Here is a 15293-nt window from a genome sequence, read left to right as displayed (position 1 = left end):
ATTGTCGATATCGTACATTATGATAACTAAAAATGAAGTGAATATTCAAATTGGCTGATTCCAAAATTCCCAATGCAAAAGAATAAAAAGCCCTCTCTTAAATATAAGTGCTTAGAGATTGGGCTTTTGTATAGGAATATGTTCAGCATTATAAGTGAATTTCTACTTGCAATGCTTTTCTTTTTTATGCCTTAACGATCTGTTTTTTCACAGGAATGTAGATGTCGATCTCTTTGTTTTCTGAACCATAGCATCTCTTATCATACAGTTCAAACTCCATTGATCCGTAGTGCTCATAACCCGATTCAGGGAACCATTCTGTAAAAACATAATTCCACGTGGACTGAATGGAAGAAGTAAAAGATTCTTCATATGATTTTGGTGTAGTAAATACGGCATATTCTAGTTCAGGGAAGCTTTTGTAAACTGTTCCTTCAGGTGCTGGAGTGTCTTTCTCAACTTCCATACCAATTACATAAACAAACTCACCCGTTTCAGGATTAAAGTCAGTGCAAATACCAAGCTCCACGTTTTTGTTTATAGGATGGGGTATTCTAGAGCCTAATCCATTTTGCATGTACTGTTGCCAAAATTCAGGAATGTCTTTATTATTCTGGCCACCCTCGTTCTTTGTTTTTAGCTCATATCCAATGACATAAAAAGCAGGTTTAGTGACTAGTTTTGGTTCCATCTTATTTCCTCCTGACAAAATTGCAGTATTTAGGTAGGCTTTTCCTCGCAGCGGTCCAGATATTCTTCTTGCGTTACGGTATTGTTTCGGTGAAACATCATAAAATTTTTTGAACGCTCTGTTAAAAGACTCTTGATAGTGGAAACCAACATCAAGTGCGATATCAATGACTTTTTCATCTGTGAAAAATAAGCGTTCTGCTGCGCGCGTAAGTCTTCGTTTCCTCACATAATCCATCACTGATTCTCCAACTATGGCTTGGAAGACACGGTGATAATGAAAAGGAGAAAAACAGGCAATTTCTGCTAACTTTTCTAAAGTGATTTGTGTCTCCAAATTCTCCTCAATGTAATCCAGCGTTCTCTGTATACAAGTTACATAATTCATTTACATTCACCTACCTTACGTTCACTATAACAGCAAACAAATCTTTGTTCTTAACATTTTTTGCTATATTTAATTAGGTGAGGGGACTTTTCCAATATACGCCTCTAGATGTATAGTCCTAAGAGGATTTTGATGTTAAAATTTTCTATGTAAATTAATGAAAAAAATACATTGTTAAAGGGAGCGTTTGAATTGAAAAAACTTTGTTTTAGCTTAATAATTATTTTTTTATTAGGCGCTTGTTCTTACCAGGAAAGTACAAAAGAAGCTAGTGGAAAAATTGTATTACCAACTTCCATATTTAGTTCATCGAAAAATAATGCCTTAATTGATGAAAAAGAAATGAAAAAAAGTATAAAGACATACTTAGACACTAACGAGGATCTATCCAATACCGGTGATCAATTTGAAGAAATTATGGAGTCCGATCAAAAATTAAATAAAGCTCAAGCGAAAAAATTTGAACAGTTAAAAGACCTGGTGAAAGCAAATGATCATAACTTTTCCACCTATATTTCGCACAATACTTTACCAGAAGGATATAAAAAAGATTCAGAGAGAATTAGCCGCTATATTATGGGTTCCAATCAAATTTTAGATGAACTGGATCAAGCAATCGATGACATGGTTGAGCATATGAGTGAAGGAGATTTTTCTGAAACAGAAATTGAGTCACTTATGAATAAAAATAAAAGTGTAAATGGAAGAGAGCAGATAAAGATAGAGAGTTTCCTCGATGACAAAAATATTGATACAAAAGCTTTTGGACGAAAGAGTTAAAACATTTTAATAGATTGTCTTTGGTTAGGGGGAGTTTACTATTGGAATAGTTAAGTCTACAAACAAACTTGCATTTTCTATTATCTATTTAGTCTTCGGTACAGCTTTGGGGATAGCAACCAAATATTTAGATACTGTTGCAGGTGTTGATGGAAGTTGGCGGATGAACATCCTGCCATATTTTGGAGGTTTGTGTTCGAGGACAGGGATTTGGGCACTGATTGCTACCCTTATAGCTGCGTATAGTAAAACCAAAATTAGTGCGGCTCTTAATACATTCATGTTCTTTATAGGAATGCTAACAGGCTATTATATATATTCCGCTTTTTTATTTGGATTTTTTCCAACTAGTTATTTTTTACTGTGGGGAAGTATCGCAATAGCGTCTCCGTTTCTAGCAGCTATTGTATGGATCGCTAAAAATAATTTACGTCTAGCTTGGATATTACCAGCGTTGCCTATGGGGTTATTGTTAAGTCTTTCTTTAGCGGTTGGAATATTTTATATACATGTAAACTATATTGAAGAATTCATTATGTATGTTGTTTTATGCGTAATCTTTTACAAAACTCCAAAACAGCTAGCGGCAACAATTGCTGTTTCGTTTATTATTTCGTTTATTATCAAACAAGTAAGTCCCTTTCACTTTTGATTTAGATTAAGATTTTTGTTTTTTAATGAACGTTTACTATGGGAAAAGAAGATTTTGGTAACTAACTATACATACAATTTAAAGTGTTTTTTACATATATATTCTTTAAAATACAGTAATCAGGAAACTTTTAGAGGAGTAATTCGTATAAAAGGTAGGAGGTGATGGATATTAACACTGAAAAACGTCTGGATGAAATTGAAAGAAAATTAGATGATTTACATAATAAGATAAGTAATCAAGAAAATAGAGCAAAGTATAAACCTATCTTTACAGTTGTATTCATTCTATCTGCAATTCTCATATTTTTTGTGCTGATAGGTGTTGTAAGCTTTTTTACAGGTTAATTTTTTTACTAGTCTCTCAGAATTATTTCTGGGAGACCTTTCATTGTTTAAACTAACAGCAATTTGTTTTGTATAGAATATGCCTGAGGATAAAAGGGGATAAAATTATAATGGAAAGTGAAAAGAAACGTTCCGCATTTAGCGCATCTTTCAAAATCTACGAACAGTTTTTAAAAAAGATCTTACATATGTTCTTTACTAGATAATATTCTACGCTACGTTAACTAAAAATATATAGTTTAATACAATATAAGTTAGTAAAAATGACATTATGCTGTTTACATGGAGGACGAGGATGAGAAAGTTTTGTATTGCTTTATTTAGTCTTTTCTTTTTTGTTTCATTAGTTGGATGTCAAAGTAAAGCTGAGTATCCTTTAGAGTTTTTAGGTGAAACTCAAAGCTGGTCAGCTACTATTACGTTATATCCCGTTGAAAATAGTAAAGAAACAGCTCAAATTAACTTAAATTATCTAGGTGGTAAGGTAGAAAACGTAGGGGATTTTGGAATTAATTTAGACACTTCAAATAATCAAAATGGAATTGCAGTGAGAGACGCAAGGTTAAATGAAGAAGGGAATTTTAAAGAGAAAGTAAAGGTTGACGCTAGTGAAGGTATAATGAAATCTAAACATTTGATTTTAACTGTTAAATGGAATGACAAATTAGAAGATGTTGTTTTAAAAGGTAAGTAATTCGAGAGAAAAAGCACCCCATACTTATCTATATCAAGTATTCCCCCAGGTCTTCAGAGTAGGGGCACTATACGAACATTTTTAAAAATCTAATAGAGGATTATTAATGCTCACTTTCGTCTATTTCGTCTTATTTTCACGTAAGTAGTTGGTGATGTACCAATGACGTTCCCGCATGAATCTAATGCTTTGACTTGAAAATAAGGACCACCTGCCTCAGCATGAATATCTGTTTCAAATCCAGTACGAGGGGTACTAAATACCACTACTGACAATTTAAAAGGTGTTGGTCCCGCCAGTACCTGCCAAGCGACTGTTTCTGTTGAACCATTCCATGATGTGTAAACTGTAGCTTCACCGTCGGGCAATAAGTCTACAGTTATGCTAGGCGGATAAAGTGGGAGACCTACCCACTTATTTTTAAAGGCTCGATACGAAAGATTCTGATTTGGATACTGCATATCATATAACAAGTTAAATGAAGGGTTTCTCCGCGTATTGCCAGCGTTCCTAAATTCCGAAAGGTACGGTTCTTGTCCCCACCCAATGAGTTGATTTCCATTGGAAAGCTTTTGCGCATTTCCTTGACTTGGAACATATAAAGCGGGGTCATGATAATATGTTCGATTTACATTTGCAACCTTGTGGTTATAATCTAAGTGAAGAATTAAACCACGCGCTTGCCCTTGAGGTGGAGAATCAGGAGAAGCACAGCAGGCATTGTCAAACAAGCTTATCCTGTTTTCGGACCTGTAGCGCGCATCATGCTGCCAAGAAAATTTAGCGTTCGGTCCAAGCCTAAAATCACTTTGCTTTCCACCAAGTTGCCAAATTACCTTTCCCGTTTCTTTGTCAATATTATAAATAGCCCACATACTACGCATGCTCACTAAAAGTGTATTGTTTGGACCTTCTTCGACTGAATTTACGTGGTAACAATCCCATATATTATTAGAGCTTGTTGCGGATGAAGCAGGTACCATCGAATCAGCTGGATTAATATGTTTAAGTACATCCCAAAAGAAAAGAAGCTCTCCCGTCTCAATGTCTACTTCTTGAATAGAGTAATTACTAAAATACCCGTTTGAGGGTCCTCCATACTTAGATAAATCTGCGGGTACTTGTTTTACCGCCGTAAATAAAGCCGTATTCCGTTTGGTGATTGTAAACTCGTGCAAATCAGAGGTAAACCCTTTTTTAGCAAATAACTTTTTAATGACCTCATAATGCTGATTGATAATTTGAAAATAAGCACCAGGCTCAGGTTCACCTACTGGAAGGTTAGGGTTTGAAGTTTGAGTGCCTGAAATTGTCCCTTGCCACATCGTAAGAACAGGGTTCCCGCAGTATATTTGTACTCGAAAGTCTGTATTTTGGATATACCTACTAGCAAGCGGTCTAAACCACACTGGATTACCCGTCTGATCCATAATTAGTGCGCCGGTCTGTCCAATCATCGCTGCTCCATATACCGTATAAGGTGCAACAAATAATAGGCCGGGAGCTGTTCCAGGCTTATTAGTATTAATGGTAACCTTCATGGGATGTAAATTAGGAGCTGAAACAAAATTCCATACTTGCGGGTTTGGATGATCAGTGGATGATTGTGAATTGAAATTATCCATTCTCACTCTCATCTCCTCTAACTTTTATTAGTAAACACTGTCTCTTGAGCTATTAATATGTCATTCGCTTCAAAATATGTACATGCATTTTAGGTTTACTGGTGTCTTTTGTTTATTTGAAACAGTTATATGTAAGGTAGATAAAATAAATATAAAAAACAAGCTCTTAGCAGATAAGAGCTCGTTTTTCTTGTTCATATACGATTATATATTATCAATACAGCAATACTTTAATTGTGTTTAAAGTTGAAAACCATGCAAAAGAAAAGCAAATTTTTGTGTATATATTATTCGTCAAGATTTAAAAAGATGATCAAGCTTTGTCTTTATGTAAGCTGAAATTTTCATCTTTTTCTTGAAAAAATTCTATAAAAGGTAAAAACTAAAGCCTATCGCAATGTAGGTACCAACAAGTAAAACACCTTCGAACCAGTTGGAATCACCATCGTTCACAACGGTCACCGTCATGAGAGCGGCAAGAATCATCGCAATCATTTCCGCTGTATTAAACACAAGAGGCAAGAAATCATACAAGTATGAGAACAGAACAAGTATAGGAGCAACAAACATGGCCGTTTGGACGGTTGAACCAATGGAGATCTCCACCATTACGTCCATTCTGTTATTATAGGCCATGGCAATTGCTGACACGTACTCTGCAGCACTTCCCACTATGGCCACAACAATAATTCCAATAAAAACGTGACTCCAGCCTAAGGCATCACCTACTGGCTCAATGGTGCCAACAAGTTTTTCACTAATATAAGCTAGTACAATTGTCGCCAGTCCAAGCACAACGATTGCTTTCTTTTTTCCCCATTCTGGTTCCTCTCCATTTTCTTCTGAGTTTCCGGTGAAAATCCCTTTATGTGTGACAAGTTTAAAAAGAAGAGCAAGCAGGTAAATGGTCAGCATCACAATAGCAAAAGAAGTGGATAGAACCTGCATATCTTTATCATCCAAGCGTTTTGCAAAGATAAATGGCAATACAAAAGTTACGATAATAGCAAACATTAAGAGGGAAGTATTATGTCGTGTTTTAAACACACTAAATTTTTGCTTTTTAAATCGAATACCTCCAACGATCATGGATATTCCACTGGCAAAAAGAAGATTAACAAGAACTGCTCCCGTAATGGAGGAAATAACGATTGTATTTAATCCTTTACTTAATGCAAAAAATGAAATAATAATTTCCGCAGCGTTGCCAAACGTAGCGTTCAGTAATCCGCCTGCTGTTGGACCTACTACAACGCTAAGGCTTTCAGTGGAACGTCTGATGTAATTAGCCAAACTAATTAATGTCACGCAATAAATAAAAAACATGAAAATATAATTCCAATTAAACATGCTGCCAATAATTGAAAGAGGTACACCAATAATCATAAAAATAAAAAAGACTTTATTCATATTTTCCTCCATGGTCATTTATAGATCCTATAGCAAGAAGAGAAGCTCTATATTATCTTAGCGTTTTTATTAATATAACTCTTAAGACTTTTGTTATTCACATGGAGAGTGCAACTAGCAATTAACTCGATGCATAGAAAGAGAACATACGTAATAGCTGCTACAAAAGGAGACTAAAGTTAAAAAAAGAAAAGAATCCTACAAGATCAAACGCTATGAATTCCTCAGCATAAGCTGCAAAGTATATTGAATAGTCTCTTCTGAATAACTAATATGTATCTTTTACATGGTAAAAAGTTATGGGTTTTCCAAACGTCCGCAATTGACGTTTGCGTTAACGTTAATCGTGGGTAATGTAGTTTATAGAGTTAAAAATAATTAGAATGAAGCACCATTTAAATATGATTCAAACTGGTCATTATCATTAAAGGAGAGAGCTATCATGTATACACTTGGAGAACTATTAGAGCAAAGAGCTAAACAATCTGCTGAAAAAGAGGCTTTAATTTGGAGTACATCTTTCCATACATTTAAAGAATATAATGAACGTGTCAATCAGCTGGCTCATTACCTGTTAAGCCATAATGTTAAAAAAGGAGATCGAATTGCAATTCTATGTCAAAATAATCATCCGTTTCCTACCATTCTGCTAGCTGCATTAAGAATTGGAGCCGTAGCGGTTCCTATTAGCTGGCAGCTGACGAAGTACGAAATTATCGATATTTTAGACAGTGCACAACCTAAAGTTATTTTCTACGACCAAAAATTTCATGAGGTTATTCCTTTTGATTCTGAACTATTAAATGACGTTATTACTTTACAAGTAGGAAGAGAAAATAGTGTGGAGACAGTTGAAGAATATAATGACATTTTTTCTGCGTATTCTATACTAAACCCAAATGTACAGGTCTCTCAGGATGACATTGCGATGCTTCTTTTTACTTCTGGAACAACTGGCAATGCAAAGGGCTGTATGATTGAGCATGGTCACGTGTATTCTTATATACAACCATCGAGTCAACGAATAGACTATGAAGAGGATGGTCGATTTCTTGCCTCGCATCCTTTTTATCATATGAGTTCTATTAACAATATTTTAAAATCTGTTTCCAACGGAATGGGGTTATTTCTGTTGTCAGATCCTACACCGGAAATCATTTGGGAAACGATTGAAACTCATAAGATCACTATGATGCTAGCGTTTCCTTCTATGTATATGCAAATGCTCGAAGTAGTGAAAAATGCAGGGTCAAAGAAATCTTCACTAAAGGTTGCTATTGCCGGAGGGGCAAAAGTTCCTGCTTATCTTATTAAGGAGTATGAAAAGTTAGGCATTAGAATGATCCAAGGGTATGGAAGTACAGAAGCATGGACAGTGAGTGGATGGACACCGGATATGGGAAATGAAAAAATTGAATCGGCGGGTAAGCCTCTTTCCGGTGTAGAAGTAAAAATCATTAATCCTGATTCAGGACAAGAAGTAAAAACAGGGGAAGTTGGAGAAATTATTATAAAAAGCCCCTACTGCTTCAAAGGCTATTGGCATAATCAAGAGGCAACTGAAAAAGTGCTTCGAAACGGTTGGTTCTATATGGGGGACGCTGGAAAGATAGATCAAGACGGTTTTTTATATATTATGGGACGCTATAAAGACGTTATTGTATATGGCGGCGATAATATCTATCCTGATCAGGTCGAAGAAATCATTGAGCAAATAGGTACGGTTATAGAAGCTGCTGTAGTAGGAGTAGAAGATCCTGTTTATGGAGAAAAACCTAGAGCTTATGTAGTAAAGGATCCTCATTCTTCCTTAACAAAAGAAGATATTCTAAATTATTGTAGAGAACGATTGGCAAGTTACAAAGTTCCGGAAGTTTATTTTATTGATCAACTCCCTAAAAACCAGCTCGGTAAAGTGTTAAAAAGAGAACTAAAATGAAGAGGGTTAAAAGCGCGGGCTGAATGCAGCCCGCGCTTTTATAATTTAATAGAAGCGAAATCATTTTAACGCAAAAATGTTAAGTAGAAAGTTTCCTGATATCAGAGTAACAAATACAAAGTGTATTTTCATATTCAGATTCGTATCCTGTAAATACGAGATTTCTTTCTTTATCATCGTAGTGAAATCCGAATTTCTTTAAATCATCTTTCAAGATATCTTCACTAATTTTAATGGAAGAAGCAATATCTTCATAAGAAGCACCATTATTTAGCTTTTGAACAATCTCACCTATTAACAAGTTACGACCTCCAGTAGCATATGTTTCTTCAGTAATAATTTATCCTAAATAGCTGCTTTTATGAAAGTTGTGCGGAAAGCCATTCTAGATTATTAAAATTTGCATTGAGTGCTTCGTTTGCTAATTAGTGAATTAATTATGTTTTTTCTTTTTACGCAATAAATGAAAAAAATACTCACAAAAAATCCAACGAAGAGACCAATGAGACTTTCTAATTGAAAATCTTTTTCCCCAATTATTTGGCCGTAAATGATTCTGAATATCACACCAAAAAAAGAAAGAACAACAGCCGTTGTGGTAATACTTAAAAAGTTAATAAAATCACACCTTTTTACAAAGTGTATTCCCCTTTTTTAATACATTTAAAGTTAAGACTGATTATAGGAGGTTCTAAAGTGAAAGTGAGAATATCACTTAGAAAACACAATAAATAATACAAATATGGAACTTTTATGAAATTTGTTCGTAAAAGATATAGGAGGCGATAATATGGATATATCAAGTGTTAATTGGGCGGACGTAGCTTTTCAAATCTTTTGGTTAATTTTATTGGTTTCTTTAGGTTTGTTTATTTATAAAGTCGTTCAAGTTAAAAAAAGAAATAAACGTTTTGTTAAGAATGAATGATCCTTTTATACATAAAGATGTGAATGGAGTATTCAAGCAAAAGAGGTGTTTTTTTGAGAAAATTGATAAAAAAATATTCATTTATCTGTACAGGATTCTTATTTGGTTATTTTCTTTTACTGATTTTAGGCTTAGATGTTTCTATTAGTAGTATGTTTAAAGTGTTTATACCAGTAGCAGCTGTAGGACTGTTGCTTGGAGAAATTATAAATATGGCTTTTAATCATCATCAGACTAATATGAACTAACATTATAATTCCGCTCAAAAATTACATAAAAACAAATAAAAGCATAAGACAAGAAAGGTAGAGTATATATGGCTTGTTGCAATCATTGCAATTACAAATGGAACGCTAAAAATGTATGGTTACTTGGGTTTTCTAAGAAAGGAAAGAAGTGTCCTAAATGCCATACCAGACAATTTATCTTTTTTAAAGGTGCTGGTCCTTTAATGGGGCTAGGTTATTTAAGTGGGATTGTTGCTATATCTCTTATTGGTTTATTTCCGTTTATCGTAAAGCTAACAGATAAAGAAGAGCACAGATGGAAGTAAATTAAAAAAGCAAAGAGAATATTAATATTCTCTTTGCTTTTTTCTTGGTTTTACATTCATAGAAGCCATATAGTAAATCAATTATAAAACACCTTTGTTTTACTACTTAATTCTCTTTTTCTGATACCACTTCAGCTTTACCTGGCCAGAAAGCAAATCTTCCTAAAACCGTAGTGATCGCAGGTACAAGGAATGGTCGCACAATAAATGTATCTAACAGAACACCTAAAGCCGTGATAATTCCAAACTGAACCAGAACTTGAATAGGCAGTGTTGCTAGAACCGCGAATGTAGCAGCTAAAATAATTCCAGCTGATGTGATAACACCGCTTGTTTCACTTACGCCTTCTTTAATCGCTTGTTTTAACGGCATGTATTTCTTTTTCTGCCAGATGCTTGAGATCATAAAAATATTATAATCCTCACCAAGCGCCACTAAGAATACAAATGCGTATAAAGGAATCGCTCCTTGGATAGCATCTGCTCCCATGATATTGTGGATGATGAGCCAGCCTAAGCCTAAAGCTGCACTGTAAGAGAGGATAACAGTTCCCACTAAATAAAGCATAGCTACAATAGAACGCAAGTAAGCCACTAGCAGCAGCGATATAAAAATAATTATTAACGGAACAATAATACTGTTGTCTTTATCACTAACAGTCATCGTGTCATATTGCGTCGCTGTTTGACCGCCAATCCATACTTTGGATTTTACTGAGGAAACTCCGGACTGTGACAGTGCCTTTTCGGCTGCATCTTTCAAGTCTGGAATAGCCTCCATAGCTGTTATACTATATGGATTTACATTAAACGTGACGTCATATACCTTTAAATCCTTATTACTTTTACCGCTTTGAGGTGCAGAAACGGTACTAATCAGATCGTTTTTCTTTAACTCTTTTTCTAGATCTACCGATTTTCCTTCTGTATCAATTACTACTTGTGCTGGTGCTAGTTCACCAGGAGAGTAAGCGTCAGAGATAATGGTAAATCCTTCACGAGAAGGCATATCTTCAGGGAAAGAAGACAATAAATCATACGTGTACTTGATTTGACTAGAGTATATGGATAAAGCTCCAAAAAAGACTAGACAAGCTACAATGATTGTCCATGGTTTAGTCGTAACCACATTACCAATCCAATTCCCGAAACGGTTTTTCTCTTTTCGGTCACGCACCGGTTTTCCTTTCTTTTTCGCCAATTCTTCTTCCATTTCAGGAGTGCGAGGAACAAAAGGATAAAAAGAACCTCTTCCCATAACTGCAAGCAGGGCAGGAATAAGAGTTAAGCTCGCTAATCCCATAATAAGAATAGATAAACTAAACGGGATTGCAAAACGGTGGTAAGCACCGTATTTTGCTACGATTAAAGCTAAAAGAGAGATGACAACCGTAAAGCCACTCATCGCTATAGCACCTGAAGCACCTTTAAAGGCGTTGATAAGTGCTTGTCTCTTATCTTTTACTTTGCGAAGCTCATCGCGATAATGAGAAATTAAAAATAAACAATAGTCTGTTCCGGCTCCAAATAACAAGACCGTCATAATGGATATGGACTGTGAATCGACCGTAATCCATCCTTTATCTGCTAAAATACCGAGAATGGGACTCAGAACCCCATAGGCAAAACCTACACCAATTAAAGGAATAATCGCTAAAATTGGGGAACGATAAATGACAAGAAGTAAAATTAAGACTAATAAAACTGTTGCAATTAGTAACGAAACGTCTGCTCCTTCAAATAAGCTCGTTGCATCTACTTGAATTCCTACAGGACCGGTAACGCGTGTGCTTAATTTATCTTTTTCATCTATATCCGTCGCAAAAGAATCGTATGAAACGTTTTCTTTTACTTGTTTTTTAATCGTATCTAGATTTTTTTCTAGTACATCCGTCTCAGCGTTTTCTTTAAAGAAAATAGGCTGTACAAGCGTGGTACCATCTTTTGATATCATTTTTTGTAAAGCTGCTAACGGTAATTTATGCAAAGGCGGTGTAGACGTTTGTTCTTCTAATGGTTTCTTTTCTAAATCCGCCGCCATTTGCTGAATAGACTTTAGATCATCGTTGTTCAAACCTGATTCTTTGTGCCATGTAAGTAAGGCAGGAACCCCTGATGAGTTAGGGAATTCTTTCTTTATGAGATTTTCAGCTTCTACGGAAGGTGAATTCTCACTTAAGTTGGGTGCATTGTTCACTTCCGTTTTATTAACGGCAGGCCAAGCAATTGTTAGAACTGCAGTGGCCAAAATCCATACGGTAATAACAACCCATCGACTCACTTTCCCAGTCATAAATCGGCTGAATGTTGCTAAAGGTGATTCTTTCATTAATTCTCCCTCATTTCCAAATCTGTTTGTTTCTATTACAATATATATAGAACCTTCAATAATTATATATACCAGAAGGTTAATTAATCAACTAGTTTAAATGTGGCAATTTCTTGAACTAGAAGGAGGCCCTCTTATGAATACTGATAAGACACCAAAAAAAAAGCCTGGCAGACCTAGAATAACAACTGAAAATAATATAACAAGAGAGCAAATTTTAAAGACTGCTGCCCATTTATTTATGGCATATGGATATGAAAGAGTATCAATGGAGCAAGTAGCTGAGGCTAGCGATGTGACTAAGGCTAGTGTTTACTACTACTTTAAAAATAAGGCCACTTTATTTACCGTTTCGGTATCAAGCATGTTCCAACGTATTACAAAACAGACAGAGAAATTATTACAAAATTCCAAAGGGCTGAAACATAGATTATACGAGGTAACATTGGATCACTTAAAGAGACCGCATATTGATTTTGAAACATTATTGCAGGAAGCTACTTCTTCGCTTACAGAAGATCATATTCATGAAATTCGTGAAGCAGAGAAAGCCATACATCAGGCATTGGAGAACGTATTCAAACAAGCTGCAAACAGCGGTGAAATTGTCGTAACAAGCCCTCGCTTGCTTGCGCATACATTTTCTATGGTCACAATGATTCGGAATAAAAAAGAATTAATAACTGAATTAGGAGGCCCTGAAAAAACGGCTCAGGCTCTAGTAGATCTTTTTTGGGTAGGGATTAGTCCTAATTGAACTGTTTTATTGCATGGTGCAAAGAAGAAATAAAGAACGGCTAAAAAATATTCATCAATATTTTTTAGCCGTTCTTTTCATTGGTCGCAAGCACTTTGTAAAAAAAAGCCTGAAATAATAGCCATTACCTATTAACCATCCAACTTATAGAGATGTTGGCCCGAAGTTTTCATTAATCATGTAAAAAAGCGAAGTTATATGATAAAAAACGTAAAAATTTAATAATTTGGTTTTTATTTGTATTTAAAGCAGTATTTGATGGAAGGTTAGTGTTAAAATAATGAAAATCCTATCTTTTAGGGTTGCCTTTAGCATATATGGTTATTCTATTGTAAACAAAACCTTTAGCATAGCAGCTTACATTTTGGAAAGGGGAGAAGCGGATGGAATCTATTTGGTTCGAATACGTATGGGCATTATTGATTCTAATTGGATTAGAAGGATTATTATCAGCTGACAACGCTCTTGTACTGGCAGTTATAGCCAAACATTTACCCGAGGATCAGAAAAAAAGAGCGATTAATTACGGAATTCTTATGGCATTCATTTTTCGATTTGCAGCTCTTTTTGCTATTTCATTTATTGCCAACGTCTGGTGGATACAAGCGGTAGGAGCAGTTTATCTTCTTTATTTGGGTTTGAAGCATATTATTCAGGCACGGTTTGGGAAGCATAATGAGAATATTCATAATGATGATGAAAAGGAGTCTGCTGGAAAGGGGTTCTGGCCGACAGTAGGGAAAATTGCGTTAGCTGACCTTGCTTTTGCCATTGATTCTATTTTAGCGGCGGTAGCCATAGCTCTTGGACTTCCGGATTCACAATTTGGAGAAATCGGCGGGATGGATGGAGGACAGTTTGCAGTTGTAGTTCTTGGAGGGATTGCAGGTCTTATCTTAATCAAGTTTGCAGCAACCTGGTTTGTAAAACTCCTTGAAAAGCGACCTGCCTTAGAAACTACAGCATATGCAATTGTTGCCTGGGTCGGTGTGAAACTTGCGGTTATTACTTTTGCGCATAAAGATATCGGGGTCTTAGATTCTCATTTCCCTCATAGCACCACTTGGACCCTGATTTTCTATGGAGTATTAGTTGGTATCGCTCTATTGGGTTGGTTTGCACCGGGCAATAAGTCATCAGAAAAGCCATCGGTTTAAAAATAATCAATTGCCATACGTAACCCTAAATTAGACTTCTATTAGAGATTATCATTTTTTATTATTCTATAAACAATACGCATCCTAAATTATCAACCATCCTTACTTTTTTCATCCAAGCGGAGCCTCATTTTTAATATTTAAAAGCATGTTTAGATTCTATAGAAAGAGTGAGGTTTGTTGATTCATGCCTAACTATCAAGTACGTTAATTCAAGCAGGTGTAACGTACTTTTTAATTGAAGCTATTGTATAGACGAACCTAGTTATCTTGTTTGTTATTTTTGTTCCTTAAAGAAGACCAAATCATTAACGATTTGGTCTTCTTTTTTCTAGTAGAGAGAATGGTTTAGAGGAGTAAATTCGTTTGTGCTAATTATAATATCTCTATTTTCATTTCTGAAGTTTTAAAAAATAACGAATACTTGTTTAAATGGAAATGATTTGGGAATATAATTCACAAGTCAAAAAAATGAAAAGGAGGATGCAAACATGGCAAAGGGACTAGCTATGCACGAAACGTTAGAAGTTCACGAAATCTTAACGCTTAAAACATCATGTGTAACAAAAGGAACAGCGATGTTGGAATTGGTAGAGGATGAGGAATTAAAAAAGATTCTTGAAGAAGATGTTCAAACATCTACTGAAGCGATTAAAGAATTGAAAAAAATCTTAAAGAAAGCTCAATAAATAGGAGGGGTAGAAAAATGGCCACTAAAAGTACTCTTACTAAAACGTTAGATGATCTTGCTATTGCGACTGATTTATTATTATCAGCTAAGAGTGGTGTACGAACATATGCTGTAGCGCTTACGGAAACAGCGACACCCGAAGTTCGAAAGGTATTAAAAAAGCAATTAGATGAAACCATCGAGCTTCATGAAAAGATTGCTCAATATATGATTGATAATAAAATGTATCATGCCTATGATATAGAAGAACAAGTAAATCACGATTTAGAAAAGGCAGATAAAGCTTTAGGTTTAACGAAAGGTTAACTAAAATTCCCCCTCTGACAATAGAGGGGGAATTTTTTCAAGGTTAC

The 15293-nt window shown here is 35.2% G+C and carries 17 protein-coding genes; 12 read left to right on the top strand and 5 right to left on the bottom strand.

Annotated features, from left to right (window positions below):
• Positions 1–184: 184 nt before the first annotated feature.
• Positions 185–1078, bottom strand: a complete 894-nt coding sequence (locus SCI76_RS05800) for an AraC family transcriptional regulator (protein ID WP_221833653.1) — start codon at positions 1076–1078, stop codon at positions 185–187.
• Positions 1079–1270: 192 nt separating this feature from the next.
• Between SCI76_RS05800 and SCI76_RS05795 the strand changes: the two genes are divergently transcribed.
• The 4 genes from SCI76_RS05795 (at position 1271) to SCI76_RS05780 (ending at position 3551) form a co-directional block, all read left to right on the top strand.
• Positions 1271–1858, top strand: coding sequence for an NDxxF motif lipoprotein (locus SCI76_RS05795; RefSeq protein ID WP_328179993.1), 588 nt, complete (start codon positions 1271–1273; stop codon positions 1856–1858).
• Between the two features lie 163 nt (positions 1859–2021).
• On the top strand, positions 2022–2510 hold the full coding sequence (locus tag SCI76_RS05790) for a DUF6518 family protein (protein ID WP_328179994.1): 489 nt from the start codon (positions 2022–2024) through the stop codon (positions 2508–2510).
• A 164-nt stretch (positions 2511–2674) separates the two neighbouring features.
• The gene (locus tag SCI76_RS05785; protein WP_048018637.1) at positions 2675–2857 is read left to right on the top strand and encodes a hypothetical protein; all 183 of its coding nucleotides are present in this window, start codon (positions 2675–2677) and stop codon (positions 2855–2857) included.
• A gap of 295 nt (positions 2858–3152) precedes the next feature.
• Entirely contained in the window at positions 3153–3551 is a 399-nt protein-coding gene (locus SCI76_RS05780) for a hypothetical protein (RefSeq protein ID WP_328179995.1), read from the top strand.
• Between the two features lie 110 nt (positions 3552–3661).
• Here the strand turns inward: SCI76_RS05780 and SCI76_RS05775 are convergent, their stop codons facing one another.
• Positions 3662–5176, bottom strand: a complete 1515-nt coding sequence (locus SCI76_RS05775; RefSeq protein WP_328179996.1) for an arylsulfotransferase family protein — start codon at positions 5174–5176, stop codon at positions 3662–3664.
• 366 nt (positions 5177–5542) lie between these two features.
• Entirely contained in the window at positions 5543–6586 is a 1044-nt protein-coding gene (gene cax / locus SCI76_RS05770) for a calcium/proton exchanger (protein WP_048018640.1), read from the bottom strand.
• A gap of 442 nt (positions 6587–7028) precedes the next feature.
• Between cax and SCI76_RS05765 the strand changes: the two genes are divergently transcribed.
• Positions 7029–8525, top strand: a complete 1497-nt coding sequence (locus SCI76_RS05765) for a class I adenylate-forming enzyme family protein (RefSeq protein ID WP_048018641.1) — start codon at positions 7029–7031, stop codon at positions 8523–8525.
• 79 nt (positions 8526–8604) lie between these two features.
• Here the strand turns inward: SCI76_RS05765 and SCI76_RS05760 are convergent, their stop codons facing one another.
• Positions 8605–8826: a hypothetical protein gene (locus tag SCI76_RS05760; protein ID WP_028413859.1), complete on the bottom strand. Its 222-nt coding sequence runs from the start codon at positions 8824–8826 to the stop codon at positions 8605–8607.
• A 489-nt stretch (positions 8827–9315) separates the two neighbouring features.
• Between SCI76_RS05760 and SCI76_RS05755 the strand changes: the two genes are divergently transcribed.
• From SCI76_RS05755 to SCI76_RS05745, 3 genes are all read left to right on the top strand, one after another.
• On the top strand, positions 9316–9453 hold the full coding sequence (locus SCI76_RS05755) for a hypothetical protein (protein ID WP_165635762.1): 138 nt from the start codon (positions 9316–9318) through the stop codon (positions 9451–9453).
• A gap of 53 nt (positions 9454–9506) precedes the next feature.
• On the top strand, positions 9507–9701 hold the full coding sequence (locus SCI76_RS05750) for a hypothetical protein (RefSeq protein WP_028413858.1): 195 nt from the start codon (positions 9507–9509) through the stop codon (positions 9699–9701).
• A gap of 68 nt (positions 9702–9769) precedes the next feature.
• Positions 9770–10006: a hypothetical protein gene (locus SCI76_RS05745; RefSeq protein ID WP_048018642.1), complete on the top strand. Its 237-nt coding sequence runs from the start codon at positions 9770–9772 to the stop codon at positions 10004–10006.
• A gap of 106 nt (positions 10007–10112) precedes the next feature.
• Here SCI76_RS05745 and SCI76_RS05740 read toward each other — a convergent pair whose 3' ends face one another.
• Positions 10113–12335, bottom strand: a complete 2223-nt coding sequence (locus SCI76_RS05740) for an MMPL family transporter (protein WP_048018643.1) — start codon at positions 12333–12335, stop codon at positions 10113–10115.
• 136 nt (positions 12336–12471) lie between these two features.
• Between SCI76_RS05740 and SCI76_RS05735 the strand changes: the two genes are divergently transcribed.
• The 4 genes from SCI76_RS05735 to SCI76_RS05720 all read left to right on the top strand — a co-directional run bounded on the left by SCI76_RS05735 (position 12472) and on the right by SCI76_RS05720 (position 15246).
• On the top strand, positions 12472–13092 hold the full coding sequence (locus tag SCI76_RS05735; protein WP_048018644.1) for a TetR/AcrR family transcriptional regulator: 621 nt from the start codon (positions 12472–12474) through the stop codon (positions 13090–13092).
• A 383-nt stretch (positions 13093–13475) separates the two neighbouring features.
• A complete protein-coding gene (locus SCI76_RS05730) occupies positions 13476–14249 on the top strand; it encodes a TerC family protein (protein WP_048018645.1) in 774 nt (257 codons plus the stop codon).
• A 491-nt stretch (positions 14250–14740) separates the two neighbouring features.
• Entirely contained in the window at positions 14741–14938 is a 198-nt protein-coding gene (locus SCI76_RS05725; RefSeq protein ID WP_016766364.1) for a hypothetical protein, read from the top strand.
• A 17-nt stretch (positions 14939–14955) separates the two neighbouring features.
• Positions 14956–15246, top strand: a complete 291-nt coding sequence (locus tag SCI76_RS05720) for a spore coat protein (RefSeq protein ID WP_328179998.1) — start codon at positions 14956–14958, stop codon at positions 15244–15246.
• Positions 15247–15293 lie beyond the last annotated feature (47 nt).

Source organism: Priestia sp. HNGD-A6, from assembly GCF_045784335.1.
GTDB lineage: Bacteria > Bacillota > Bacilli > Bacillales > Bacillaceae_H > Priestia > Priestia zanthoxyli.
The sequence above is the reverse complement of the archived record's forward strand: the minus strand, read 5'-3'. Positions and strand labels throughout refer to the sequence as shown.